We start from the raw sequence: 24,174 nt of genomic DNA on the forward strand, positions 1-24,174 counted from the left end.
TTTGCATGGCAGATGAATGGAAAGCGTCGGCAGCGGCTGATGGTGACGGAAAAAGCTGGCAGCTGCTGGAAAAAACCCTGCTGGCCGGTGTGCAGGAGCAGCGGCGCGCGCGTCGCTGGGGGATTTTCTTCAAGCTGCTGACCTTCATTTATATCTTCGGCGCGCTGGCGTTGTTCTCGCCCATGCTGGCGATGAAAAAAGGCGCGACTACCGGCAGTCATACTGCGGTAATCGACGTGCGCGGGATGATTGCCGATCAGGAATCGGCCAGTGCCGATAATATTGTCAGCAGCCTGCGTGCGGCGTTTGAGGATGCCAATACCAAGGGTGTGATCCTGCGCATCAATAGCCCGGGCGGCAGTCCGGTGCAGTCGGGCTACATCTATGACGAAATTCGTCGTCTGCGCACCGAATACCCAGCGATCAAGCTGTATGCGGTGATCACTGATCTGGGGGCTTCGGGTGCTTATTACATCGCCAGTGCGGCTGATGAGATCTATGCCGACAAAGCCAGTCTGGTCGGCTCCATCGGTGTAACGGCGGCCACCTTCGGCTTTGTTGGGGTGATGGAGAAGCTGGGTGTGGATCGCCGTGTGTATACCTCTGGTGAGCACAAGGCATTTCTCGACCCGTTCCAGCCACAAAAGGCTGAAGAAACCAAGTTCTGGCAGGGTGTGCTGGAAACCACCCATCGTCAGTTTATTGCCAGCGTCAAGCAGGGTCGTGGTGAGCGCTTGAAGGATGCCGAGCATCCTGAGTTGTTCTCGGGCTTGGTCTGGTCGGGCGAGCAGGCCTTGCAGTTGGGTTTGATCGATGCGCTGGGCAATACAAGCTATGTGGCGCGAGAAGTGGTTGGTGAGAAAAACATTGTTGACTTCACCGTGAAGGAGTCGCCATTTGATCGTTTCGCGAAAACCCTGGGCGCCAGCATGGCTGAGCGTATTGCCCTGTGGATGGGTTTTCAGGGGGCGGCGCTGCGCTAACGCTTGAGTCTGTTGAAGGTGAGCCCGGTCATTGATCGGGCTTGTTGCTTTTAGGGGATATCGATACCGCTGGCCAGTAGCATGTCCACCAGGCGAATCAGTGGTAGGCCGATCAGGCTGCTGCTGTCACTGCCTTCGGTGTTGCGAAACAGGCTGATGCCCAGGCCTTCGGCCTTGAAGCTGCCGGCGCAGTCGAAGGGTTTTTCGGCGGTCAGGTAGCGCATGATTTGCGCTTCGCTGAGTGGGCGGAAATGCACGGTGAAGGGGATGCAGTCGGTTTGCTGCTGGTCGGTGGTGCTGTTAAGTAGGGTGAGGCCGGTTAGAAAGGTCACGCTATTGCCGCTGGCGGCCAGTAATTGTTCGCGGGCGCGCTCAAGGGTGTGTGGTTTGCCGAGGATCTGCGTGCCGAGTACCGCGACCTGGTCCGAGCCGATGATCAGGTGCTGGGAGTGGGTTGCGCTGAGTGCCTGGGCTTTTTCCAATGACAGGCGGCGCACCAAGGTGTCTGCGTCCTCATCGGGGCGCCGTGTTTCATCGATGTGCGGGGCGCTCCAGGTAAAGGGCAGGCGCAGGCGGGTGAGCAGTTCGCGGCGGTAGGGTGAGCTGGAGGCGAGCACCAGAGGCAGCACGGCGATTTCCTTCTATATAAGAGTTTGCAGAGGGTGGGCGATTCTAGCTGTCGGCCCATATGCTGGACAGGCCGAATTTCCTTTGACAGCGGCGGGTTGCATCCCTAAAATGCGGCGCCTATGTCAAATGGCCCGATTCCACCTCACGTTGATCCGCGCAAATTAGCTGATCGCAGTGCCACCCTCGAAGGTGAGCTGCAACTGTCCGATTTGCAGCGACTCTGCGGCCCGCTTGCCGATAACCAAGGCATGGTGCGTACGAAGTTCTTCTTCGAGCGCGACGAGCGCAATGCTGTAGTTTTCCACAGCGAGCTTGAGGTTGAAGTCAAGATGGTTTGCCAGCGTTGTCTGGAGCTGGTCACTTTGCCGATCCATAGCGCGTGTGATTACGCTGTGGTGAAAGAGGGTGCGAATACCCAGTCAGTGCCGCAAGGCTATGACGTGATTGAGTTGGGTGAAGACCCATTGGATCTGCTGGCGCTGGTTGAGGAGGAGCTTCTGCTTGCCTTGCCCATTGTCCCGGCTCATGACCCTAAAGATTGCCAGCAGCCGACCGGCCTCGAAGAGCCCGAGTCGAGCGAGGACGAGGTAACGCGGTCCAACCCGTTCAGTGTATTGGCGCAGTTAAAGCGTGACCCAAACGTTTAGGAGTTAATTAGTTATGGCTGTTCAGCAGAACAAAAAATCCCGTTCCGCCCGTGACATGCGTCGTTCGCACGATGCCCTCGAGGCCAGCACTCTGTCGGTCGAGAAAACCACCGGTGAAATCCACCTGCGTCACCACGTATCGCCAGAAGGCGTTTACCGTGGTCGTAAAGTGATCGACAAGGGCGCTGACGAGTAAATCTTGTCCGCTCCGATCATCGCGATTGATGCAATGGGTGGGGACTTCGGTCCCCACTGCATTGTTCCAGCCTGCATCTCTTGCCTGGCTGAATACCCTTCGTTGCACCTGGTCCTCGTCGGCCAATCCTCTCTGCTTGAATCTCTGATTGTCCGCTATCCCGGCGTTGATCGTGCACGTCTGCGCGTTGAGCATGCTGGCGAAATTATCACCATGGACGAGCGGCCAGCGCAGGCGCTGCGTGGCAAGCCAGATTCGTCGATGCGTATCAGTCTTGAATTGCTGCGCAGTGGTGCGGCGCAGGCTTGCGTCAGTGCCGGTAATACCGGGGCACTGATGGCGTTGTCGCGCTACGTACTGAAAACCCTGCCCGGCATTGATCGTCCGGCCATGGTCACCGCCATTCCGACGCAGGCGGGTTTTTGCCATCTGCTCGATCTGGGCGCCAATGTCGATTGCAGTGCCGAGCATCTGTACCAGTTTGCCGTGATGGGCTCGGTTACCGCTGAAGCGTTGGGTACGGTGCGTCCGCGCGTGGCGCTGCTGAATGTCGGTACTGAAGACATCAAGGGCAACCAGCAGGTCAAGTTGGCAGCCAGTCTGCTGCAGCAGGCGGAAGGCTTGAACTACATCGGTTTTGTCGAGGGTGATGGGTTGTATCGCGGTGAGGCCGATGTGGTGGTGTGCGACGGGTTTGTCGGCAATATCCTGCTCAAGTCCAGCGAAGGCCTGGCGGCAATGATTGCCGGGCGGATTGAGGCGCTGTTCAAATCCAGCCTGGCTGCGCGTCTGGTGGGCGCTTTGGCGTTACCGCTGTTGCGGCGTTTGCAGGGTGAGTTGGCCCCGGCACAGCACAATGGTGCGAGTTTTGTCGGGCTGCAGGGCATTGTGGTGAAAAGCCATGGTGCGGCCGGGCCTGATGGTTTTAAAAGCGCTATTCGCCGAGCATTGCGGGAGATTGAAGAAAATCTGCCGCAGCGTTTGCATGGTCGCCTGGGTGAACACCTGCTTTAGAATGTGACCGCAGCGAACAGCCTGTCATCCAACTGTCAGTTTCTTGCGCTTGGCTAGGCTGAGCGCGTAATACCGACGATCACGATCATTAGGAACAGGTTTCCATGTCTGCATCTCTCGCATTCGTCTTTCCGGGTCAGGGTTCCCAGTCGCTGAGCATGCTCGCCGAGCATGGTGCACAACGACCGCTGATTCTCGAAACCTTCGCCGAGGCTTCCGAAGCCCTTGGTTATGACCTCTGGGCGCTGACCCAGCAAGGTCCTGAAGAGCAACTCAACCAAACTGACAAAACCCAGCCGGCGATTCTCACTGCCTCTGTTGCGTTGTGGCGCGCCTGGCTTGCCGAGAGCGCCGCGCGGCCGGCTTTTGTTGCTGGCCACAGCCTGGGTGAGTACTCGGCGTTGGTAGCGGCGGGCAGCTTGTCGCTGGCTGCTGCGGTTAAGCTGGTGGAGCATCGCGGTCAGCTGATGCAGCAGGCGGTTCCAGCCGGGCAGGGCGGCATGGCGGCGATTCTCGGCCTGGAAGATGCCGATGTATTGGCTGCCTGTGCCGAAGCTGCGCAGGGTGAAGTGGTCAGTGCAGTGAACTTCAATGCCCCGGGCCAGGTGGTGATCGCCGGTGGCGCTGCTGCCGTCGAGCGCGCGATTGAGGCCTGCAAGGCGCGTGGCGCCAAGCGTGCGATGCCGCTGCCGGTCAGTGTGCCGTCGCATTGCGCGCTGATGCGTCCTGCGGCTGAGCGCTTTGCTGAAGCAGTAGCGGCGATTGACTGGCAGGCCCCGCAGATTGCTCTGGTGCAGAACGTCAGTGCTGCGGCAGTGACGGATCTGGAAGGGCTCAAGCGTGACCTGTTAGCTCAGCTCTACAGCCCGGTGCGTTGGGTTGAGTCGATTGTCTGCCTGTCTGCGCAAGGCGTGACTGATCTGGTCGAGTGCGGTCCGGGCAAGGTGTTGTCTGGTTTGAACAAGCGCTGCGTCAAAGGCATCAATACCCATAACCTGGACACCCCGGACGCTTTCGCTGCTGCGAACGCGGCCCTGGTCTGATTAAGGAGAAACGTTATGAGCCTGCAAGGTAAAGTTGCATTGGTCACTGGCGCGAGCCGTGGCATTGGCCAGGCGATTGCCCTGGAGTTGGGGCGTCAGGGTGCGGTGGTTATCGGCACCGCCACGTCTGCTTCGGGCGCTGAGCGTATCGCGGAAACCCTGAAAGCTAATGGCATTGAAGGGGCGGGGCTGGTGCTGGATGTCAGCGACAGCGAGTCGGTCGCCAGCACCCTTGAACATATCCAGCAACATCTTGGTCAGCCGTTGATTCTGGTCAATAACGCCGGCATCACCCGCGATAACCTGATGCTGCGGATGAAAGATGACGAGTGGTTCGATGTCATCAACACCAACCTGAGTAGCCTGTACCGGCTGACCAAGGCCGTGTTGCGCGGCATGACCAAGGCGCGCTACGGGCGCATCATCAATATCGGTTCGGTAGTGGGTGCCATGGGCAACGCCGGGCAGGTCAACTACGCAGCTGCCAAGGCTGGTCTTGAAGGTTTTGGTCGTGCATTGGCGCGTGAGGTGGGTTCGCGGGCGATTACCGTGAACGCCGTGGCACCGGGCTTTATCGACACTGATATGACCCGTGAATTGCCGGAAGCGCAGCGTGATGCGCTGCTGACTCAGATTCCGTTGGGCCGTTTGGGGCAGGCCGAAGAGATCGCAAAAGTGGTCGCTTTCCTCGCTTCTGATGGCGCGGCTTACGTCACAGGCGCTACTATCCCTGTGAACGGCGGGATGTACATGAGCTGAATGTGACGGATGGCTTCAGAAAACTGTCATAGATGCTGTCTAAAATCCGTTATAAAGCTGCAACAGGTTTGTAGGCAGGTCGTTGAAGTGTTTGTGGGGCACCCCGGCATTCAGCTTGAAATGCTAAAAACCCTTTCTATACACTTGGCCGCAGAACAGTGGCCAAGATTTGTCCCATTAGGAGTGAGAACAACGTATGAGCACCATCGAAGAACGCGTCAAGAAAATCGTTGCCGAGCAACTGGGCGTCAAAGAAGAGGAAGTAACCAACAGCGCTTCCTTCGTTGAAGACCTGGGTGCCGACTCTCTTGACACCGTTGAGCTGGTGATGGCTCTCGAGGAAGAATTCGAGACCGAGATCCCGGACGAACAAGCCGAGAAGATCACCACCGTTCAGGAAGCGATCGACTACGTTACCGCTCACGCGTAAAACGTAATCGTCGGATCCCGACTCGGAAAAGCCGCACTCCCTTCATCAGGCGTGCGGCTTTTCTTTAAGCGCTTTCCAGGCGTTGATAACTAGAAAAGGAGATTGCTGTGTCGCGTAGACGCGTCGTGGTTACCGGTATGGGCATGCTGTCGCCATTGGGTAACGATGTGCCGAGTAGCTGGCAGGGCATTTTGGCTGGCCGCAGTGGCATTGGCCTGCTTGAGCACATGGATCTTTCCGCTTTTTCCACGCGTTTTGGTGGCGCGGTAAAGGGCTTCAACGTCGAGGAATACTTGTCCGCCAAAGAGGCGCGCAAGCTCGATCTGTTTATCCAGTACGGCCTCGCTGCCAGTTTTCAGGCAGTGCGCAGCTCTGGCCTGGAAGTCACCGACGCCAACCGTGATCGTATCGGTGTGGCCATGGGCTCCGGCATCGGCGGCCTGACCAATATCGAAAACAACTGCAAATCGCTGCATGAGCAAGGGCCGCGGCGTATTTCGCCGTTCTTCGTGCCTGGCTCAATCATCAATATGATTTCCGGTTTCCTGTCGATCCATCTGGGCCTGCAGGGACCTAACTACGCCATCGCCACAGCCTGTACCACCGGTACGCACTGCATCGGCATGGCGGCGCGCAATATTGCTTACGGCGAAGCCGATGTGATGGTTGCCGGCGGCGCCGAGATGGCCGCTTGCGGCCTGGGTATGGGCGGCTTCGGTGCGGCTCGTGCGCTGTCGACCCGCAATGATGAGCCGGGCCGGGCCAGCCGCCCGTGGGACAAAGATCGCGATGGCTTCGTGCTCTCCGATGGTGCTGGCGCGCTGGTGCTGGAAGAGTTGGAGCATGCCAAGGCACGTGGCGCGACCATCCATGCCGAGCTGATCGGCTTTGGCATGAGCGGCGACGCTTACCACATGACATCGCCACCGGAAGATGGCGCGGGTGCTGCGCGCTGCATGACCAATGCCCTGCGCGATGCTGGCGTAAATCCTGAGCAGGTGCAGTATATCAATGCCCATGGCACCTCGACCTCGGCGGGTGACAAAGCCGAAGTGGCGGCGGTGAAGTCGGTGTTCGGCGAGCACGCTTACAAGCTGGCGGTTAGCTCGACCAAATCCATGACCGGCCACCTGCTCGGCGCTGCCGGTGCGGTGGAGGCGATCTTCAGCATCCTCGCGCTGCGTGATCAGGTGGCACCGCCCACCATCAACCTGGATAACCCGGACGAAGGCTGTGATCTGGACTTCGTCGCGCACCAGGCCAAGGCCATGGCGCTGGACGTAGTGTTGTCCAACTCCTTTGGCTTTGGTGGCACCAACGGCTCGCTGGTGTTCCGCCGGTTCGCCGGTTGATGCTGAGCTGGGTCGATGGCCAGCCGGCCGAGTTGCTGTCCGTCAAGGATCGCGGCCTGGCCTACGGCGATGGGTTATTTGAGACCATCGCCGTAAATGCCGGGCAGCCGGTTCTGCTGGAACGCCATCTGACCCGGTTGGCCGAAGGCTGTGTACGGCTGAAAATTCCTTTCGATCTAGCCGTCGTGCGTGCCCAGTTGCTGGCCTTTAGTCAGCAGCTGGGTGACGGGGTGGCCAAACTCATCCTCACTCGGGGCGACGGGCAGCGTGGCTATGCGCCGCCCCAGCCCGCCCAGCCTCGCGTGATGCTGCAGGCGGCTGCAAAACCGATTTATCCCGCAGCCTATGCCGAGCAGGGCGTACGCCTGTTTGCCTGCGCTACGCGTCTGGCCGAGCAGCCGCTGCTGGCGGGCCTGAAGCATCTCAACCGACTGGAACAGGTGCTGGCGCGTAGCGAGTGGCAGGACGCCGAACATGCCGAGGGCCTGATGCTGGATGCCAGCAGTCGGGTGATCGAGGGCGTTTACAGCAACCTGTTGCTGGTCAGTGGCGGCGTGCTGATTACCGCTGACCTGTCGCGTTGTGGGGTGGCTGGTGTGATGCGCGCTGAGTTGCTGGCCCAGGCGGCCGCGCTTGGGATTGAGTGTCAGGTACGCGATATCAGCTACGCCGAGTTGCTGGCGGCGGACGAAGTCATGCTGTGCAACAGCGTCTATGGCGTGTGGCCAGTTCGCGCTTTGCTTGCACACGACTGGCCGGTCGGCCCGCTCACCCGTAAACTGCAGGCCATTGCCCGCGATCTACTGGACTGCTGATTCGTGATACGCAAAATTTTGCTGCTGCTGGAAGGCGGTGTGTTGCTGGCTGGCCTGCTGGTTGCGTTTGCCGCCTGGCAACAACACACGGCGCTGCATCAGCCGCTGAACCTGACTGAAGAGTACCTGGTGGATGTGCCGGCAGGCGCGACGCCGGGTGGTGTGCTCAATCGCCTTGAGGCCGATGGCATCCTCGATCAGGCCTTCTGGCTACGCCTTTACTGGCGCTTCAATCTGCGTAATCAACCGCTGCACAGTGGCGAGTATCGCCTGATCCCCGGTGCTACAGCGCTGGATATGCTCGGCCAATGGCGACGCGGTGAAGTCCTGCAATACAACCTGACGCTGGTTGAAGGCTGGAATTTCCGCCAGGTGCGCGCGGCGTTGGCGCGTGAAACACGCCTTGAGCTGACCCTGAGCGAGCTGAGCGATGCCGAACTGATGAAGGCGCTTGGTCTGCCGGGCCTGAACCCGGAAGGGCGTTTCTTCCCCGATACCTACAGTTTTGTGCGTGGCATGAGCGATCTTGATTTGCTCAAGCAGGCCCATGCACGACTGGAGCAGGTGCTGGCTGAAGAATGGGCGCAGCGCGCCAAGGACCTGCCCTACAAAGAGCCTTATGACGCGCTGATCATGGCTTCGATGATTGAGAAGGAAACTGGCGTGCCGCAAGAGCGTGGCGAGATTGCCGGGGTATTTGTGCGGCGTCTGCGCATCGGTATGCGTCTGCAGACTGACCCAACGGTGATCTACGGCATGGGCGAACGCTACAACGGCCGCATCACTCGCAACGACCTGCGCGAGCCGACGCCTTATAACACCTACACCATCGATGGCATGCCGCCGACGCCCATCGCCCTGGTCGGCCGTGAGGCGATCCATGCAGCGCTCAACCCGGTGGCCGGCAGCAGCCTGTATTTCGTCGCCCGTGGCGATGGCAGTCACGTATTTTCCAACACCCTGGAACAGCACAATCGCGCCGTGCGTGAGTATCAGCTCAAGCGCCGCGCGGACTATCGTTCGAGCCCGGCCCCAGTCGCGCCCAATAATCAGTAAGGACAGCCTGTGAGCGGTTTGTTTATCACCCTGGAAGGCCCGGAAGGCGCAGGCAAGAGCACCAACCGAGACTACCTGGCCGAGCGCTTGCGCGAGCAGGGTATCGATGTGCTGCTGACCCGTGAGCCGGGTGGCACGCCACTGGCTGAGCGGGTGCGCGAACTGCTGTTGGCGCCCAGTGATGAGCCGATGGCGGCTGATACCGAGCTGCTGCTGGTGTTTGCCGCGCGTGCCCAGCACTTGGCGCAGGTGATTCGTCCGGCCCTGGCGCGCGGCGCTGTGGTGCTCTGTGATCGCTTTACTGATGCAACTTATGCCTACCAGGGCGGCGGTCGGGGGCTCTCCGAGGTGCGTATCGCCTTGTTGGAAGAGTTCGTGCAGGGGGCGTTACGCCCGGATCTGACCCTGGTGTTCGATCTGCCGGTCGAAGTGGGGCTGGCCCGCGCTGCGGCGCGAGGTCGGCTGGATCGCTTCGAGCAGGAAGGCCGGCAGTTCTTCGACGCCGTACGCCAGACCTACCTGCGCCGCGCGGCTGAGCAGCCGCAGCGCTACCGCATCCTTGATGCCTCGCAATCCTTGAGCGAGGTGCAGCAGGCATTGGATCAGCTGCTGCCACAACTGCTGGAGCTGCAGCGTGGCTGACGCTTACCCCTGGCAGGATTCGCTTTGGCAACAACTGGCTGGCCGTAGCCAGCATGCTCACGCTTACCTGCTGCACGGCCCCGCTGGCATCGGCAAGCGCGCGCTGGCTGAGCGGCTGATGGCGCGCCTGCTGTGTCAGCAGCCCGCTGGCCTGGATGCCTGTGGCCAGTGCAAGTCCTGTCATCTGCTGGCGGCCGGCACCCATCCGGATAACTACATTCTGGAGCCGGAAGAGGCCGACAAGGCGATCAAGGTCGACCAGGTGCGTGAGCTGGTCAGTTTTGTGGTGCAGACCGCGCAACTGGCTGGGCGCAAGGTGGTATTGGTCGAGCCGACCGAGTCGATGAACGTCAACGCCGCCAACGCCTTGCTGAAAAGCCTGGAAGAGCCATCCGGCAATACCGTGTTGCTGTTGATCAGCCATCAGCCCAGCCGCCTGTTGCCGACGGTGAAAAGCCGCTGCGTGCAGCAGGCCTGTCCATTGCCAAGCGAGGCGATGAGTCTGGCGTGGTTGCAGCAGGCGTTGCCTGGCTGTAGCGCCGATGAGCATCGCGAGCTGCTGTTCCTTGCCGCAGGCTCGCCGCTGGCGGCGGTTAAGATGCATGAGCAGGGCGTTATCGCTCAGCGCGCGCAGGTGGTTGAGGGGGTGAAGAAGCTGCTCAAACAGCAGATTGCGCCCAGCCAGCTGGCCGAAAGCTGGAATGCGGTGTCCCTGCAGTTGCTGTTTGACTGGTTCTGCCAGTGGTCGCAACTGATGCTGCGCTACCAACTGACCCGTGATGAAAACGGCCTCGGGCAAGCCGATATGCGCAAGGTGGTGCAGTACCTGGCGGAGAAAACCCCGCAGCCGAAAGTGCTGAACATGCAGGATTGGTTGCTGGCGCAGCGTCAGAAAGTTCTCGGCAAGGCTAACCTTAACCGTGTCTTGCTTCTCGAAGCCTTGCTGGTGCAGTGGGCAAGCTTGCCCGGACCGGGCTAGAATCGGCCATTAAGTGAATAAAATCAGGAATGCCGCATGAGTCTGCCTCCTAACTTGGGCCCGCGTAACGGAATTTTGTCGCTGACAATCAAGGACAAATCCGTGCTTTATGCCGCTTACATGCCCTTTATCAAGAACGGCGGCCTGTTTATTCCAACCAACAAGAGCTACAAGCTCGGCGATGAAGTGTTCATGCTGCTCAACCTGATGGATGAGCCGGAAAAGATTCCGGTCGCCGGCAAGGTGGTCTGGATCACCCCCAAGGGCGCTCAGGGCAATCGCGCTGCCGGTGTAGGCGTGCAGTTCAATGATGGCGACAACACCGCGCGCAACAAGATCGAAACCTACCTGGCCGGTGCGCTGACTTCGGATCGCCCGACGCACACCATGTAAGTGGTTTTTCCTCCGTATTACGGTGCCCGCTCTGCGGCACCGATTCTCAAGTGATTGTTCCCCATGCTGGTTGATTCCCACTGTCACCTTGACCGCCTCGATCTGGCCGCCCATGGCGGTTCGCTCGACGCGGCGCTGGATGCTGCGCGCGCGCGCGGCGTTGGTCATTTTCTGTGCATCGGCGTCAGTGCCGATAATGCCGCCGCGGTCAAAGGACTGGCTGAGCGCTATGCCGATGTCGATTGCTCGGTCGGTGTGCACCCGCTGGACCTTGAGCCGGGCGCGGCTCCAGCGCTGGACTGGCTGCTCGGTGAGCTGAATCACCCGCAGGTGGTGGCCATCGGCGAAACCGGCCTGGATTATCACTACGAGCCGGAGTCTGCGGAACTGCAGCAGGCATCCTTCCGTTTGCACCTGGATGCGGCGCGGATTACCGGCAAACCGGTGATCGTGCATACCCGCGAGGCGCGTGCCGACACCCTGGCGCTGCTGCGTGAAGCGGCGTTGCCGCAGGCCGGCGTGCTGCACTGCTTTACCGAAGATTGGGAAATGGCCAAGGCCGCGCTGGATATCGGCTTCTATATCTCGCTGTCCGGTATCGTCACCTTCCGCAATGCCGAAGCGCTGCGTGAAGTGGCGCGCCAGGTGCCAGCTGATCGCTTGCTGGTGGAAACCGACTCGCCTTACCTGGCGCCCATCCCGCATCGCGGCAAGCCGAACCTGCCCGAGTACGTGCGTGATGTGGCCGAGTACCTGGCAGTGCTGCGTGGTGTGAGCTTCGAGCAGTTGGCCGAACAGACCAGCGCCAATTTCAAGCGCCTATTCCCGCTGGCTCGGGTGGTTTGATCAAGCTTTCCTGAAAAGTCGAACACAAAAAAAACCCGGGCTCTGGGGGATGAGACCGGGTTAAGACCATTAGGAGTAAATCAAGGTACGCGGTCCACGGTACCTTGCCTGGCGGGGCGCTTGGGGGATACGCCGCACACCAGTACTGCTCAGTATTGGTGAAGATTGGCGAACGTCCAGGCGGTTTACCGGCATTCTTAAACGGATTTGGAATACAGAGTGCGCTGCTGAGTCCTCAAGCAGTCGCCAGCTGCCGCAGCAGCGCCAGTGTCTCTTCAATAGCACTGGGTTCGCTGTAGAAGTGCGGCGACAGGCGGATACCTGCACCGCGCTGCGCGCAGATCACTTGCTGCTGTTTCAGCTGACTGAACAAGGCCGAGTTGTCCCAACCATCCAAGCTGAAAGTCAGGATGCCGGAGCGCTGCTGACGCTCCACGGCGCTGTGCAGGTGCGCGCCAGGGATTTTCCCCAGCCCATCGAGCAGCCACTGCATGCGCTCCTGCAGGGCGCTTTCGACCGCAGTCATGCCCACCTCTTCCAGCAGCGACAGGCTGGCCTCCAGGGCCATCGCGCCGAGCATGTTCGGGCTGCCGCATTCAAAACGCCGAGCGCTGCGGGCGGGCTCCCAGCTGGTGCGCTGGTAGTCGCCGGCATGCTCGAGCATATGCCAGCCGTACTCATGCAACTTGAGTTGTGCACGCAGATCGCTGCGGCAGTAGAACACCCCGAGCCCTTCCGGGCCGAGCAACCATTTATGGCCGTCGGCCATGGCAAAGGCGCACTGGCTGGCCTGCACATCGAAGGGCAGGGCACCGAGCTGCTGGATCGCATCGATGCACAGCAGCACGCCGCGCGTCTCGCAGCCCTGACCTAGGCGCGGCAGATCCAAACGCAGGCCGCTGGCGTACTGCACCGCGCTGATCGCCATTAGCCGGGTGCGCGGCCCGCAGGCGGCAAGCAGGGCTGTTTCGGCATCGCCCTGATGCAGATTGACCTGCACCACCTCGACGCCCTGCGGGGCGAGCGCTTCCCAGACAATCCGGTTGGAGGGGAATTCTTCGTCGCTGATCACCACTTGATCGCCGGCTCGCCAGTCCAGGCCGAATGCGACAAAGGACAAGGCTTCCGAAGTGTTTTTCACCAGCGCGATATCGCTATGCGAGGGCGCGTTGAGCAAACGCTGTAGGCGTTCACGCAGGCGTCGCTCGACTTGCAGCCAGGCCGGGTAGTCGCGGGCGCCTGTGCGGGCGTTCTCGATGGCAAAGCGGCTGACCGCATCGACGGCCCGTTGTGGCCAGGGGGAAACGGCTGCGTGGTTCAGATAGCGCAGACCGGGAAGTTGCGGAAACTCGTCATGAACTGCGTACATGGTCGGATGATCCGTGCAATTTGCCGTTAGTTAGGCATAATACGCGCCTTCGTTTTTTTGACCCCGTAGTCCTTTTATGCATAAAGAACCCCGCAAGGTCCGTGAGTTTCGCCGCCGCGAACAGGAAATTCTCGACACAGCACTGAAACTCTTCCTCGACCAGGGTGAAGACAGCGTGACTGTGGAGATGATTGCCGACACGGTTGGTATTGGCAAAGGCACCATCTACAAACACTTCAAATCCAAGGCGGAGATTTATCTGCGCCTGATGCTCGACTACGAGCGCGATCTCAACGAGTTGCTGCACTCGGCCGATGTCGACCGGGACAAGGAAGCGCTGTCGCGCGCCTACTTCGAGTTCCGCATGCGCGACCCGCAGCGCTACCGGCTGTTTGACCGCCTGGAAGAGAAGGTGGTCAAGGGCAATCAAGTGCCGGAGATGGTCGAGCAGCTGCACAAGATCCGCGCCTCCAACTTCGAGCGTCTGACCCAACTGATCAAGGGTCGCATCGCCGAAGGCAAGCTGGAAGACGTGCCGCCGTACTTCCATTACTGCGCTGCCTGGGCATTGGTGCACGGCGCTGTAGCGCTGTATCACTCGCCGTTCTGGAGCAATGTGCTGGAAGATCAGGAAGGCTTCTTCCAGTTCCTGATGGACATCGGCGTGCGCATGGGCAACAAGCGCAAGCGTGAGGGTGACACTCCGGCCAGCTGAGGTATTCAGCGCGTGGATAAGCACTCTGCTGCGTTGGCGGCGCCCCTATACTCGGCGCCTACCTTTGCTGGAGACGCGCATGATCGTTGACCGCCAGGGCCGGCGCTTTCGCAATCTGCGCGTCAGCCTGACCGCCGCTTGCAACTATGCCTGCACCTACTGTGTGCCGGACGGCAAACGTCTGGTGGCTGCGCAGGATGAGTTATCCGCCGAGGCCATGCTGCGCGGCGTGGCCTATCTGATCGAAGCCGCTGGCATCGAACGGTTGCGCATCACTGGCGGTGAGCCGCTGGTCAGCCCCAAACTCGACGCTTTTTTGCGCGGCGTCAGTCAGCTCGGTTTGGCCGATATCAGCTTAACCAGCAACGGTCAGCTGCTGGCGCGCAAGCTGCCGTTGTTGCTCGAATGCGGCATTCGCCGTTTGAATATTTCCCTGGACACCCTCGACGCTGCGACATTCCGCAGCATTGCCCGTGGCGGCGACCTGACGACGGTGCTCGATGGCCTGCAGCAGGCGCGGTCGGCGGGGATGCAGATCAAGGTCAATATGGTGCCGTTGCGCGGGCAGAACCTTGATCAGGTGCTGCCGCTGCTCGATTACTGCCTGGCCAATGGCTTCGAGCTGCGCTTTATCGAGCTGATGCGTATGGGCCATCTAGCCCGCGACGGCAACGGTTTTCAGCGTCAGTTTATCGGTATGCCCGAGCTGTTGGCGCTGATCGGCAGCCGCTACGACTATGTCCAGGCCCATGCTGCACTGGACGCCACCGCGCTGCGTTACGCCATCCCCGGCGTTGGCCATTTCGGCGTGATCGCTAATGAAAGCGTACCGTTCTGCCGCACCTGTTCGCGCCTGCGCCTGTCCTCAACCGGCTGGCTGCATGGTTGCCTGTCCTCAAGCAATCGCCACTACATCGGCGACCTGCTCGACAAACCGCGCCACCAGGCGTTGCCTGCGTTGCAGGGCCTGCTGGTCAAGGCGCTGGGCGACAAACAGGCTGTAGCGTTCTCCGGCGGCGCGACGGTGATGAAGATTATTGGCGGCTAAGACCGCCGTTTGCCTTGAGTGAAGAGCATGCAAGATTTCCCCATCAGCTATATCGAACCGGTGTTCCGCCCACCCAGTGAAGCCCATTCGCTGATTCTGCCGGTGACCAATGGCTGCTCTTGGAACCATTGTGGTTTCTGTGAAATGTACACTCAGGAGCAGAAGAAATTCCGTGCCCGTGATGAGGCGCAGGTGCTTGAAGAGATTCGCCTGACCGGTGAGCGGATGATCGTGCAGCGGGTGTTTCTCGCCGACGGCGATGCCCTGGTGCTGCCGACTCGGCGCCTGTTGACCATTCTGCAGGCGATTCGCGAGCACATGCCGGAAGTCGAGCGAGTATCGAGTTACTGCTTGCCGCGCAATTTGCGCAAGAAGTCGGTGGATGAGCTCAAGGAGCTGGCCGATGCCGGCTTACGCATGGCGTATGTGGGGGGCGAATCCGGTGATGACGAGGTGCTGGCGCGGGTCAATAAAGGCGAAACCTACGAGTCTAGCCTGAGTGCGCTGAACAAGCTGGGTGAGGCGGGCATCACCCGTTCGGTGATGATCCTCAATGGCCTGGGCGGCACAACCCTGAGTGAGCAGCATGCGGATAATTCGGCGCGCCTGATGAATGAGTCGCAGCCGGAATTTCTCTCGACCCTGGTGGTAAGTTTTCCGACTGGTGAGGCGCGGTTTCGCCAGGGTTTTGCTGGCTTTCAGGCGCTCAATCAGCAGCAGTTATTTGTCGAGGTGGAGCGTTTGCTAAGTGGTCTCGAGCTGCACGATACGGTATTTCGCAGTGATCATGCCTCCAACTATCTGGTGCTCAAGGGCACTCTTGGCGCTGACAAGCAGCGTCTGCTGGCGCAGGTGCGGCAGGCCATTGAGCAACCGCAACAGGCGCGGTTACGTCAGGAGTGGCAGCGCGGCCTTTGATGCGCAGCAGGTGGCGTGAAACCTGCATCTAGGCGCTATCCGCCGGTTTTTTGTCACCGGCTGCGGGAGAGGCATGATGCGTAGTCTGTTGCTGATAATGAGTGTGTTGCTGCTGGGCGGCTGCATGAAGGCCAGTGATCTGGCAGATGAGGCGATTTATCAATTGCGCGATGTCGGCGTGCTTGACCATAGCCAGACGCGCCGCGCCAGCCCTTGGCGCTTGCAGGCCGATTCGTTAATTTATATCGCTCAAGGCCATTTTGTGCCGCCGGGCTCAGCCTATCCACGGCCCAATGTGGTGGCGGAGGAGGCCTACAAGGGCTTTATCGAGTATTTCCCCATGGTGCGTCGCGCCAAGGCGCCATTAGGCCTGGAAGAGTCGCTGGCCGAGGCCCGTGAAGCCGGTGCGCATTACCTGCTGTACAGCCGCTTTGCCTATGCCGATGACCGGATCGGTACGGTGGAGGAATGGGAGGATCAGGAGGCGCTGGATCGTCTGGGTACCGATCGCGGGGTGATTCAGTTGATGCTGATCGAGACCAATACCCGCTATTTGGTCGATACCACGCGCATTCGTAGCCGCGGAGGCTTCCTCACGCTTTATGATGCCAAGCCTGAGGACCTGATCGGTCCGGCGCTGCAGGATTACGCGCGGCGTTTATTGGGCTTGGGGCGTTGATTGATGACTGATACAGGCAAGGCCGGCGACCTGCTGGCGCAGATACCCAAAGGTGAGGGCAAAGGCTTGCCGCCTGTGCACCTGTGGAACCCGGAGTTCTGCGGTGATATCGACATGCGCATCGCCCGCGACGGCACTTGGTACTACTTGGGTACGCCGATTGGCCGCAAGCCGATGGTTAAACTGTTCTCCACCATTATTCGCCGTGATGGCGATAAATACGTGCTGGTAACACCGGTGGAGATGGTCGGCATCCAGGTTGATGACGCGCCCTTTGTAGCGGTCAGTCTGCAGGTGGAAGGTGAGGGCGAGGCGCAGGTGCTGCGCTTTGTCACCAATGTCGAGGATGAAGTGGTGGCAGGTAGCGAGCACCCGCTGCGGGTTGAACTGGACGCCCTGACCGAGGAGCCCGCACCTTATGTGCATGTGCGGACTAATCTCGAGGCGCTGATCCATCGCAATGTGTTTTATCAGCTGGTCGAGCTGGCGGTGCCGCGCGAGATCGATGGCAAAACCTGGCTGGGTGTGTGGAGCAGTGGAGAGTTTTTCCCTATCGGGCCGTTGCCGGAATAACAGTACGTAGCCTGGATGAAATCCAGGGGCTCGGCTGGTCGGGTTCAAGATCGGTCCCGGATTGCATCCGGGCTACAAAAAGGCATGACCAGCACTCGGGAAACCGAACGCTGCACTTCAAACAAAAAGGCTCCCGAAGGAGCCTTTTTTGCGTCTTACATATTGGGGTAGTTAGGCCCGCCGGTGCCTTCAGGGGCCACCCAGTTGATGTTCTGGGCCGGGTCCTTGATGTCACAGGTTTTGCAGTGCACGCAGTTCTGCGCGTTGATCTGGAACTTTTGCTCGCCATCTTCCTTGGTGACGATTTCGTAAACGCCGGCCGGGCAGTAGCGCTGTGCCGGTTCGTCGTACATCGGCAGGTTCTTGCTCAGCGGAATGCTCGGGTCGGTGAGCTTCAGGTGGCAGGGTTGTTCCTCTTCATGGTTGGTGTTGGAGAGGAATACCGAGCTGAGTTTGTCGAAGCTGAGTTTGCCGTCAGGTTTCGGGTAGCCGATCTTCTGCGCCTCTGCAGCCGGCTTGAGGCAGGCGTAATCCGGCTTGGTGTCGTGCAGGGTGAAGGGCAGCTTGCCGCCGAAGATGTTCTGGTCGAGCCAGTTGAAGCCTGCACCCATCAGGGGGCCGAACTTGTGCATCGCGGGGCCAAAGTTGCGGCTACGGAACAGCTCGTCGTACAGCCAGCTGGCCTTGAATGCGTCGACATAACCGGTCAGCTGGTCGCCGCCTTCCTTGCCTGCAAACAGTGCATCTGCAACGGCTTCAGCGGCGAGCATGCCGGACTTCATGGCGGTGTGGCTGCCCTTGATTTTTGCCACGTTCATGGTGCCAAGATCGCAACCGATCAGGGCGCCGCCGTTGAAAACCATCTTCGGCAGCGAGTTGATGCCGCCTTTGGCCAGTGCGCGAGCACCGTAAGCGACGCGCTTGCCGCCTTCCAGGTACTGGGCGATCACTGGGTGATGCTTGTAGCGCTGGAACTCATCGAACGGCGACAGGTGCGGGTTGCTGTACGACAGGTCGACGATCAGGCCGACTACTACCTGGTTGTTTTCCAGGTGATAGAGGAAGGAGCCGCCAGTGTTTTCGCTAGCAACGATATCCAGCGGCCAGCCGGCGGTGTGCACCACCAGGCCTTGCTCGTGCTTGGCCGGGTCAATGTCCCAGATTTCCTTGATACCGATGCCGTAATGCTGAGCGTCGGCTTCGGAGTCGAGGTCGAATTTCTTGATCAGCTGCTTGCCGATATGGCCACGGCAGCCTTCGGCGAACAGGGTGTACTTGGCACGCAGTTCCATGCCAGGGGTGTAATAACCCTCTTTCGGGTGACCTTCGCGGTCGACACCCAGATCACCGGTGAGAATGCCGTAGACCGCGCCTTCTTCGTTGATCAGCGCTTCCTGAGCAGCAAAGCCTGGGTAGATTTCTACGCCGAGGTTTTCCGCCTGCTGCGCCAGCCAGCGACACAGGTTGCCCAGAGAAATGATGTAGTTGCCATGGTTGTGCATGGTCTTGGGTACGAAGAAGTCCGGAACCTTGGTGGCCTTCTCGGCATTGCTGAGCACGTAGATGTCATCGCGCTTGACCGGAGTGTTCAGCGGGGCGCCGAGCTCTTTCCAGTCTTGGAACAGTTCATTCAATGCGCGCGGCTCGAACACCGCACCGGAAAGAATGTGCGCGCCGACTTCGGAGCCTTTTTCGACCACGCAGACGCTGATTTCTTTGCCGGCTTCGGCGGCTTTCTGCTTCAGTCGGCAGGCGGCGGACAAACCAGCAGGGCCGGCGCCGACGATGACGACGTCGAATTCCATAAATTCGCGTTCCACAGGCTATCTCCTACTCAGGGCTCTCTAATTTTATTTGGCGATCGAGCTCGTTCCGTGAGCGATGCTGGCGCATTATATCCAGACCCTTCGGATGGGCCAATACAAACGTTTGTTTGAATTTTCTGTAGGGCTGTTAGAATCTTACTACATCGCTGACGATTGGCCGCTTCGTTGTATTGACCAGTCTAGGTCGTGCGGTCAAGATACGGGCGGTTTTGTGTCTGCCGTTATTGGTCGACTCCCGGTTCCGGCCGGTCTGCAGTTCCCGCCATGTTCGCTTCTGGCGACATTCTTATTCACCGGAGAGTAACGAGGAATCCATGAAGGTTCTTGTAGCTGTCAAACGAGTGGTCGACTACAACGTCAAAGTTCGCGTCAAAGCGGACAACAGCGGCGTTGATCTTGCCAACGTCAAGATGTCGATGAACCCTTTCTGCGAAATCGCCGTGGAAGAAGCTGTACGCCTGAAAGAGAAAGGCGTGGCGAGCGAGATCGTTGTCGTAACCATCGGCCCGACCACTGCTCAAGAGCAGCTGCGTACAGCGCTGGCACTGGGTGCTGACCGTGCCATCCTGGTTGAGTCGGCCGAGGAGCTGAACTCGCTGGCTGTGGCCAAACTGCTCAAGGCAGTGGTCGACAAAGAGCAGCCGCAGTTGGTGATCATGGGCAAACAGGCCATCGACAGCGACAACAACCAGACCGGCCAGATGCTTGGCGCGCTAACTGGCTTCGGCCAGGGCACTTTCGCCTCCAAGGTTGAAGTGGCTGGCGACAAGGTCAACGTAACCCGCGAAATCGACGGCGGTCTGCAGACCGTTGCGTTGAGCCTGCCGGCTATCGTGACCACCGACCTGCGTCTGAACGAGCCGCGCTATGCGTCGCTGCCGAACATCATGAAAGCCAAGAAGAAGCCGCTGGAAACCGTTACCCCGGGCGACCTGGGTGTTTCCACCGCTTCCACCGTGAAAACCCTGAAAGTCGAAGCGCCTGCTACCCGCAGCGCCGGCATCAAGGTCAAGTCCGTGGCTGAACTGGTCGAGAAACTGAAGAACGAGGCGAAGGTAATCTAAATGACTATCCTGGTTATCGCTGAACACACCAATGCCGCCCTGGCGCCTGCCACGCTGAACACTGTTGCCGCTGCCGCGAAAATCGGTGGTGACATCCATGTTCTGGTTGCAGGTTCCGCTTGCGGCGCTGCTGCCGAAGCTGCTGGCAAGATTGCTGGCGTGGCCAAGGTGCTGGTTGCTGACAACGCCGCTTTCGCGCACCAGCTGCCTGAAAACGTCGCGCCACTGGTAGCTGAACTGGGCAAGGGCTACAGCCACATCCTGGCTGCCGCCACCAGCAACGGTAAGAACATCCTGCCGCGCGTTGCCGCTGCGCTGGACGTTGATCAGATCTCGGAAATCATCGCTGTTGAAAGCGCTGACACGTTCAAGCGTCCGATCTACGCCGGTAACGCCATCGCCACCGTGCAATCTTCCGCTGCCGTTAAAGTCATCACCGTGCGTAGCACCGGTTTTGATCCGGTTGCTGCTGAAGGCGGTTCTGCTGCCGTTGAGGCAGTGGGCGGCGCAGCTGACGCTGGCAAATCGGCTTTCGTTGGCGAAGAGCTGGCCAAGTCCGATCGTCCTGAACTGACCGCTGCCAAGATCGTCGTTTCTGGCGGCCGCGGCATGCAGAACGGTGACAACTTCAAGCACCTGTACGCTCTGGCTGACAAGCTGGGCGCTGCTGTAGGTGCCTCGCGCGCCGCAGTTGACGCAGGTTTTGTACCGAACGATATGCAGGTCGGTCAGACCGGCAAGATCGTTGCGCCACAGCTGTACATCGCCGTCGGTATCTCCGGCGCGATCCAGCACTTGGCCGGCATGAAAGACTCCAAGGTGATCGTTGCGATCAACAAGGACGAAGAAGCGCCGATCTTCCAGGTAGCCGATTACGGTCTGGTAGCTGATCTGTTCGAAGCAGTACCTGAGCTGGAGAAACTGGTTTAAGCCGGCTTCCCTAGTGCAGAAAAAACCCGCTCACTGAGCGGGTTTTTTATTGCCTACATTTTGGTGCTAATCCGGTAATGCTTGGAGAAAGGCCCAGTAGTGCTGCGCGGTCAGCTCCGCCCGTTCAATCATCGGCGCATGGCCGGTATCCGCCAGGATAACCACGCTGGGTTTGCGCAGCAGCGGTTGCATGACCTCGACGCTGGAGACATGCAGCGCCCGATCTTCTGCGCCCCAGATGATCAGCGTGGGTGCCTGGATCTTCGGTAGCTCAGGCTCCAGCGGGATATAGCGTTCGATCAAATGGGCAAATACCTGGTCGTAGTGTGCGCTATTGGCGATGGCCTGCTCGGCGAAATAGCCCTTGAGCGATTCCGTCAGGTAAGGCGGCTGCACGAAGATAAAGTCGAGCAGGCGCTGAAAATCCTCGGGGCTCTTCACCACCAGCGGATTGGGTTCGCCGCGCTGCAGCCGTTGCATCAGCTCGCTAGGCTGCGGCGATGTGATACCGGCATTGTCGAGTAGTGCTAGAGACAGCGTTCTGTGTGGATAGCGCGCGGCATATAGCGCACTGATATGCCCGCCCATGGAGTTGCCGATCAGGTGCGACTGCTCGATTCCCAGTGCATCAATCACGCTGGCCAGGCGCTCGGTCTGGGTGCCTACATCGTAACTGCCGGCCGGTTTGTCGCTGGCGCCAAAGCCCGGCAGGTCGAGGGCAATAACCCGATAATCCTGGCTGAGGTGGCGAGCGAAACGCAGCCAGTTGTCCTTGTTGGCGGCAAAGCCGTGCACCATCAGGATGGTTTGTGCGCTGCTTGGGCCGCCCTCGTAGTAATGAATGCTAAGATCGCCCACGCTGATCTGTTTGAGACTCAGCCCGGCGCGCTGTCGCTCTACCAACTGTATGCTCGTCAACAGAGTCGCGGGCGACAGGTAGAGCAGGGCAGCGCTGCCAGCGAGCAGTAGCATCAATGCTGCGATCAGTTTTTTCATGGTTAGTCTTTATCGCGAATTCGTATGGATGCGTATTAAGCTAGCATGATCCAGAAGTCTCCCGATGTGTGGCCGCAGACGCCCATCCAAGGTTAAGTCGAGAAGTCGCCAATGCTTGAGCGTGGTTTTTATAGGTCGTTTCTCTTGCTGTTCGCAGCGCTGCTGATGCCGGCTTTAGCCGTTGCCGCAGGCAAGTGCGAGCGCCTGGTGGCGACTGGTAATCCGGAGTATCCGCCATACCTCTGGCGCGACCCGCAGAATCCTCAGCAATTGATCGGTGCCAATGCCGACCTGCTGCAGCACCTGGCCAAAGAGCTGGGTGTGGTGGTGGACATTATCTATACCGGGCCCTGGTCGCGGGCGCAGGATGAAGTGCGCACCGGCCGTGTCGACCTGATTGCCGGTGCCTTCCTGACCCTGCCGCGCCTGGAGGTGATGGATTACGTGCATCCGGCGTTTTTCTACACCCCAAGTGTGGTGTGGGTGCATCGTGGTGCCGAGTTCCCCTACGCCGGCTGGGATGACCTGCGCAATCGAACCGGCGACACCCTGGTCAACAACAGTTTTGGTCAGGCCTTTGATGCCTACGCCAAGAGCAACCTGACTTTGGAAGGCGTTGCCAGCCTGACTCAGGCGTTCCAGAAACTCCTGCTGGGGCGTACCGACTACGTGCTGTATGAGCGTTATCCGGGGCAGGCGCTGGCCGATAGCCTGGGTATGCAGGACGATCTGCTGGTGCTCGATCCGCCTATCTCCAGTGAAGGCCTGTACCTGACGTTGTCGCATAACTCGGCCTGCAACGATGCCTGGCTGCGCGGCATGCTGGCGAAGAAAATGAACGAAGCAATCGCCAGCGGTTTGCCGGATGACTTGCTGCAGCGCAATCTGCAGCGCTGGAAAGATCAACAGCTCACACCCAGCGGTGACGCTGAACAGTAGGGAAAATCTGTGATTTATCGACGTATCTGTGCGGCCTTTCTGCCGCTCATGCTCAGCGCCTGTGCATCCGACCCTGCGCCCAATGAGCAACTGCGCCTGACCGAACAGGCGCTCAGCCAGGCCAAGGCGCTGGGTATTTCCGCTGAGCAATCGGCCTCGCTGCGCCTGGCTGAGGAAAAACTCGCTTTAGCGCAAACGGCCATGCAGGACGAGGATTACAAACAGGCGCGGGTGTATGCCGAGCAGGCCGAGCTGGATGCACGGCTGGCCGAAGCCGAGCACCTGACCGAAAAAAGCCAGCAGCAACTGGCCGAGCTGAGCAACGCCATCAATCGCTTGCGTAAACAGCTGGGAGGCTTGCAATGAAGCATGCTCAGCTCAGCCTGTTGGCGATTTTCGCGGCTGTATTGTTGACCGGCTGCGCTTCATCCCACAGCTCCAGCGACCAGGCGCTGCAGGGGGCGCACGCCGCCTTCCAGCAGGTCAAGGAAGATGGTGATGTGCTGCGCAGCGCGCCCAAAGACCTGATTCGCGCAGGCGAATCGCTGGCCAAGGCTGATCGCCTGTCGAGCTACTGGGGCAGCGCCGCTGATGTCAGCCACTATGCCTATCTCAGCCAGCAATACAGTGCGATTGCCGGGCAGAAGAGCGCGCTTAACCTGAATCAGGAACGCGCGGTCAAGCTGGAGCTGGAGCGACAGCGTCTGCAGTTGGCTCTGCGTGAGGCCAAGCTGCTCAGCGTGCAGGATCAGAGCAGCTGGCTTGAAGAGCAGATGGTCAGCCTGGCCACCAGCCAGAGTGAGCGCGGCTTGGTGATGACCTTGGGCGATGTGCTGTTCGATGCCGGTCACAGCGACCTCAAGGCTTCAGCCAACCGCACGGTGCTAAAGCTGGTGCAGTTCCTTCAACTCAACCCCCGACGCATCGTGCGCATCGAGGGTTATACCGATAGCCGTGGCGATGCCCAGGAGAACCTCGAACTGTCCCGCGCTCGCGCTCAGGCAGTGGCTGATGTACTGGTCGATCTGGGCATCGATAGCAAACGCATCGAAGTGCAGGGCCATGGCGAGAGCTTCCCGGTAACCGAAAATGCCTCGGCCAAAGGCCGGGCGCAGAATCGTCGGGTAGAGATCGTGTTCTCCGATGAGCAAGGCAATCTCGGCTCGTCGCGTTAAATCTGGCACCGTTAAAAAGCCTCGGTTAGCCGGGGCTTTTTATTGTCTTTTATTCAGAGCGGCGCAGCCTGCGGGTAGTCGTTAGGCATCGGCGCACAGTCCTTACACCTGTTAATTGAACCGCTACAGTCCTGGCTAGTTGGCACTGTATCGCCCA

At 59.7% G+C, this 24,174-nt stretch carries 28 protein-coding genes; 24 read left to right on the forward strand and 4 right to left on the reverse strand.

Going from position 1 to position 24,174, the window contains the following annotated elements; all coding sequences use genetic code 11:
• Window positions 1-5: 5 nt before the first annotated feature.
• Window positions 6-983, forward strand: coding sequence for a S49 family peptidase (locus P3C18_RS08730; protein ID WP_275961419.1), 978 nt, complete (start codon window positions 6-8; stop codon window positions 981-983).
• Window positions 984-1,033: 50 nt separating this feature from the next.
• On the opposite strand, the gene P3C18_RS08735 is transcribed toward P3C18_RS08730, so the two are convergent.
• Window positions 1,034-1,612, reverse strand: a complete 579-nt coding sequence (locus P3C18_RS08735; RefSeq protein WP_275961420.1) for a nucleoside triphosphate pyrophosphatase — start codon at window positions 1,610-1,612, stop codon at window positions 1,034-1,036.
• A gap of 120 nt (window positions 1,613-1,732) precedes the next feature.
• Here P3C18_RS08735 and P3C18_RS08740 point away from each other — a divergent pair, with 120 nt between their 5' ends.
• The 13 genes from P3C18_RS08740 (at window position 1,733) to P3C18_RS08800 (ending at window position 11,785) form a co-directional block, all read left to right on the forward strand.
• Window positions 1,733-2,260: a YceD family protein gene (locus P3C18_RS08740; protein ID WP_170049017.1), complete on the forward strand. Its 528-nt coding sequence runs from the start codon at window positions 1,733-1,735 to the stop codon at window positions 2,258-2,260.
• A 13-nt stretch (window positions 2,261-2,273) separates the two neighbouring features.
• Entirely contained in the window at window positions 2,274-2,456 is a 183-nt protein-coding gene (gene rpmF, locus P3C18_RS08745; protein ID WP_002552688.1) for a 50S ribosomal protein L32, read from the forward strand.
• A 3-nt stretch (window positions 2,457-2,459) separates the two neighbouring features.
• Complete coding sequence (gene plsX, locus P3C18_RS08750) at window positions 2,460-3,470, forward strand: phosphate acyltransferase PlsX (protein ID WP_275961421.1); 1,011 nt, start codon at window positions 2,460-2,462, stop codon at window positions 3,468-3,470.
• A gap of 104 nt (window positions 3,471-3,574) precedes the next feature.
• The gene (gene fabD / locus P3C18_RS08755; protein ID WP_275961422.1) at window positions 3,575-4,513 is read left to right on the forward strand and encodes an ACP S-malonyltransferase; all 939 of its coding nucleotides are present in this window, start codon (window positions 3,575-3,577) and stop codon (window positions 4,511-4,513) included.
• A 15-nt stretch (window positions 4,514-4,528) separates the two neighbouring features.
• Window positions 4,529-5,272 carry a 3-oxoacyl-ACP reductase FabG gene (gene fabG, locus P3C18_RS08760; RefSeq protein WP_275961423.1) on the forward strand — a complete coding sequence of 248 codons (744 nt, stop codon included), beginning with the start codon at window positions 4,529-4,531 and terminating at the stop codon, window positions 5,270-5,272.
• A 196-nt stretch (window positions 5,273-5,468) separates the two neighbouring features.
• The gene (gene acpP, locus P3C18_RS08765) at window positions 5,469-5,702 is read left to right on the forward strand and encodes an acyl carrier protein (RefSeq protein ID WP_058066290.1); all 234 of its coding nucleotides are present in this window, start codon (window positions 5,469-5,471) and stop codon (window positions 5,700-5,702) included.
• Between the two features lie 107 nt (window positions 5,703-5,809).
• The gene (gene fabF / locus P3C18_RS08770) at window positions 5,810-7,054 is read left to right on the forward strand and encodes a beta-ketoacyl-ACP synthase II (protein ID WP_275961424.1); all 1,245 of its coding nucleotides are present in this window, start codon (window positions 5,810-5,812) and stop codon (window positions 7,052-7,054) included.
• Window positions 7,054-7,869, forward strand: coding sequence for an aminodeoxychorismate lyase (gene pabC, locus P3C18_RS08775; protein ID WP_275961425.1), 816 nt, complete (start codon window positions 7,054-7,056; stop codon window positions 7,867-7,869). The genes fabF and pabC overlap by 1 nt, the downstream gene beginning before the upstream one ends.
• Before the next feature lie 3 nt (window positions 7,870-7,872).
• Entirely contained in the window at window positions 7,873-8,925 is a 1,053-nt protein-coding gene (mltG, locus tag P3C18_RS08780; protein ID WP_275961426.1) for an endolytic transglycosylase MltG, read from the forward strand.
• A gap of 9 nt (window positions 8,926-8,934) precedes the next feature.
• Window positions 8,935-9,567, forward strand: coding sequence for a dTMP kinase (gene tmk / locus P3C18_RS08785; RefSeq protein WP_275961427.1), 633 nt, complete (start codon window positions 8,935-8,937; stop codon window positions 9,565-9,567).
• Complete coding sequence (locus P3C18_RS08790) at window positions 9,560-10,546, forward strand: DNA polymerase III subunit delta' (protein WP_275961428.1); 987 nt, start codon at window positions 9,560-9,562, stop codon at window positions 10,544-10,546. Before tmk ends, P3C18_RS08790 begins: the two co-directional genes overlap by 8 nt.
• 36 nt (window positions 10,547-10,582) lie before the next feature.
• Entirely contained in the window at window positions 10,583-10,939 is a 357-nt protein-coding gene (locus P3C18_RS08795; protein ID WP_090238100.1) for a PilZ domain-containing protein, read from the forward strand.
• A 63-nt stretch (window positions 10,940-11,002) separates the two neighbouring features.
• Entirely contained in the window at window positions 11,003-11,785 is a 783-nt protein-coding gene (locus P3C18_RS08800; protein WP_275961429.1) for a TatD family hydrolase, read from the forward strand.
• Window positions 11,786-12,020: 235 nt separating this feature from the next.
• On the opposite strand, the gene P3C18_RS08805 is transcribed toward P3C18_RS08800, so the two are convergent.
• Entirely contained in the window at window positions 12,021-13,154 is a 1,134-nt protein-coding gene (locus P3C18_RS08805; RefSeq protein ID WP_275961430.1) for an aminotransferase class V-fold PLP-dependent enzyme, read from the reverse strand.
• 76 nt (window positions 13,155-13,230) lie between these two features.
• On the opposite strand from P3C18_RS08805, the gene P3C18_RS08810 reads away from it, so the two are divergent.
• The 5 genes from P3C18_RS08810 (at window position 13,231) to P3C18_RS08830 (ending at window position 17,087) form a co-directional block, all read left to right on the forward strand.
• A complete protein-coding gene (locus tag P3C18_RS08810; RefSeq protein WP_090247979.1) occupies window positions 13,231-13,869 on the forward strand; it encodes a TetR/AcrR family transcriptional regulator in 639 nt (212 codons plus the stop codon).
• Between the two features lie 79 nt (window positions 13,870-13,948).
• Window positions 13,949-14,917, forward strand: coding sequence for a radical SAM protein (locus P3C18_RS08815; RefSeq protein WP_275961431.1), 969 nt, complete (start codon window positions 13,949-13,951; stop codon window positions 14,915-14,917).
• 27 nt (window positions 14,918-14,944) lie between these two features.
• Entirely contained in the window at window positions 14,945-15,835 is an 891-nt protein-coding gene (locus P3C18_RS08820; protein WP_275961432.1) for a radical SAM protein, read from the forward strand.
• A 76-nt stretch (window positions 15,836-15,911) separates the two neighbouring features.
• Window positions 15,912-16,514 (forward strand): DUF4823 domain-containing protein, encoded by a 603-nt coding sequence (locus P3C18_RS08825; protein ID WP_275961433.1) that lies wholly within the window; start codon window positions 15,912-15,914, stop codon window positions 16,512-16,514.
• Window positions 16,515-16,517: 3 nt separating this feature from the next.
• Window positions 16,518-17,087, forward strand: coding sequence for a DUF1285 domain-containing protein (locus P3C18_RS08830; protein ID WP_275961434.1), 570 nt, complete (start codon window positions 16,518-16,520; stop codon window positions 17,085-17,087).
• Between the two features lie 155 nt (window positions 17,088-17,242).
• On the opposite strand, the gene P3C18_RS08835 is transcribed toward P3C18_RS08830, so the two are convergent.
• Window positions 17,243-18,907, reverse strand: a complete 1,665-nt coding sequence (locus tag P3C18_RS08835) for an electron transfer flavoprotein-ubiquinone oxidoreductase (RefSeq protein WP_275961435.1) — start codon at window positions 18,905-18,907, stop codon at window positions 17,243-17,245.
• Window positions 18,908-19,227: 320 nt separating this feature from the next.
• Here P3C18_RS08835 and P3C18_RS08840 point away from each other — a divergent pair, with 320 nt between their 5' ends.
• Window positions 19,228-19,977 (forward strand): electron transfer flavoprotein subunit beta/FixA family protein, encoded by a 750-nt coding sequence (locus tag P3C18_RS08840; RefSeq protein ID WP_275961436.1) that lies wholly within the window; start codon window positions 19,228-19,230, stop codon window positions 19,975-19,977.
• Entirely contained in the window at window positions 19,978-20,907 is a 930-nt protein-coding gene (locus P3C18_RS08845; RefSeq protein WP_275961437.1) for an FAD-binding protein, read from the forward strand. It begins immediately after the preceding gene.
• Window positions 20,908-20,973: 66 nt separating this feature from the next.
• On the opposite strand, the gene P3C18_RS08850 is transcribed toward P3C18_RS08845, so the two are convergent.
• Window positions 20,974-21,903, reverse strand: coding sequence for an alpha/beta fold hydrolase (locus tag P3C18_RS08850; RefSeq protein WP_275961438.1), 930 nt, complete (start codon window positions 21,901-21,903; stop codon window positions 20,974-20,976).
• 111 nt (window positions 21,904-22,014) lie between these two features.
• Here P3C18_RS08850 and P3C18_RS08855 point away from each other — a divergent pair, with 111 nt between their 5' ends.
• From P3C18_RS08855 to P3C18_RS08865, 3 genes are read left to right on the forward strand one after another with little or no spacing between them, the layout of a single operon-like run.
• Window positions 22,015-22,842 carry a transporter substrate-binding domain-containing protein gene (locus P3C18_RS08855; RefSeq protein ID WP_275961439.1) on the forward strand — a complete coding sequence of 276 codons (828 nt, stop codon included), beginning with the start codon at window positions 22,015-22,017 and terminating at the stop codon, window positions 22,840-22,842.
• A gap of 48 nt (window positions 22,843-22,890) precedes the next feature.
• Entirely contained in the window at window positions 22,891-23,208 is a 318-nt protein-coding gene (locus tag P3C18_RS08860; protein ID WP_275961614.1) for a DUF4398 domain-containing protein, read from the forward strand.
• Window positions 23,205-24,017: an OmpA family protein gene (locus P3C18_RS08865; protein ID WP_275961440.1), complete on the forward strand. Its 813-nt coding sequence runs from the start codon at window positions 23,205-23,207 to the stop codon at window positions 24,015-24,017. Before P3C18_RS08860 ends, P3C18_RS08865 begins: the two co-directional genes overlap by 4 nt.
• Window positions 24,018-24,174: the final 157 nt, after the last annotated feature.

Source organism: Pseudomonas sp. 1928-m (assembly GCF_029269135.1).
In the GTDB taxonomy this organism is placed as follows: Bacteria; Pseudomonadota; Gammaproteobacteria; order Pseudomonadales; family Pseudomonadaceae; genus Aquipseudomonas.

Coding starts and splice junctions, on each gene's coding strand:
- P3C18_RS08865 (WP_275961440.1), top strand. CDS start 23,205: ATGAAGCATGCTCAGCTCAGCCTGTTGGCGATTTTCGCGGCTGTATTG.
- P3C18_RS08805 (WP_275961430.1), bottom strand. CDS start 13,154: ATGTACGCAGTTCATGACGAGTTTCCGCAACTTCCCGGTCTGCGCTAT.
- rpmF (WP_002552688.1), top strand. CDS start 2,274: ATGGCTGTTCAGCAGAACAAAAAATCCCGTTCCGCCCGTGACATGCGT.
- P3C18_RS08815 (WP_275961431.1), top strand. CDS start 13,949: ATGATCGTTGACCGCCAGGGCCGGCGCTTTCGCAATCTGCGCGTCAGC.
- P3C18_RS08800 (WP_275961429.1), top strand. CDS start 11,003: ATGCTGGTTGATTCCCACTGTCACCTTGACCGCCTCGATCTGGCCGCC.
- pabC (WP_275961425.1), top strand. CDS start 7,054: ATGCTGAGCTGGGTCGATGGCCAGCCGGCCGAGTTGCTGTCCGTCAAG.
- P3C18_RS08855 (WP_275961439.1), top strand. CDS start 22,015: ATGCTTGAGCGTGGTTTTTATAGGTCGTTTCTCTTGCTGTTCGCAGCG.
- P3C18_RS08840 (WP_275961436.1), top strand. CDS start 19,228: ATGAAGGTTCTTGTAGCTGTCAAACGAGTGGTCGACTACAACGTCAAA.
- P3C18_RS08850 (WP_275961438.1), bottom strand. CDS start 21,903: ATGAAAAAACTGATCGCAGCATTGATGCTACTGCTCGCTGGCAGCGCT.
- P3C18_RS08740 (WP_170049017.1), top strand. CDS start 1,733: ATGTCAAATGGCCCGATTCCACCTCACGTTGATCCGCGCAAATTAGCT.
- P3C18_RS08730 (WP_275961419.1), top strand. CDS start 6: ATGGCAGATGAATGGAAAGCGTCGGCAGCGGCTGATGGTGACGGAAAA.
- P3C18_RS08830 (WP_275961434.1), top strand. CDS start 16,518: ATGACTGATACAGGCAAGGCCGGCGACCTGCTGGCGCAGATACCCAAA.
- P3C18_RS08820 (WP_275961432.1), top strand. CDS start 14,945: ATGCAAGATTTCCCCATCAGCTATATCGAACCGGTGTTCCGCCCACCC.
- acpP (WP_058066290.1), top strand. CDS start 5,469: ATGAGCACCATCGAAGAACGCGTCAAGAAAATCGTTGCCGAGCAACTG.
- P3C18_RS08845 (WP_275961437.1), top strand. CDS start 19,978: ATGACTATCCTGGTTATCGCTGAACACACCAATGCCGCCCTGGCGCCT.
- fabG (WP_275961423.1), top strand. CDS start 4,529: ATGAGCCTGCAAGGTAAAGTTGCATTGGTCACTGGCGCGAGCCGTGGC.
- P3C18_RS08795 (WP_090238100.1), top strand. CDS start 10,583: ATGAGTCTGCCTCCTAACTTGGGCCCGCGTAACGGAATTTTGTCGCTG.
- P3C18_RS08860 (WP_275961614.1), top strand. CDS start 22,891: ATGCTCAGCGCCTGTGCATCCGACCCTGCGCCCAATGAGCAACTGCGC.
- P3C18_RS08825 (WP_275961433.1), top strand. CDS start 15,912: ATGCGTAGTCTGTTGCTGATAATGAGTGTGTTGCTGCTGGGCGGCTGC.
- P3C18_RS08810 (WP_090247979.1), top strand. CDS start 13,231: ATGCATAAAGAACCCCGCAAGGTCCGTGAGTTTCGCCGCCGCGAACAG.
- fabD (WP_275961422.1), top strand. CDS start 3,575: ATGTCTGCATCTCTCGCATTCGTCTTTCCGGGTCAGGGTTCCCAGTCG.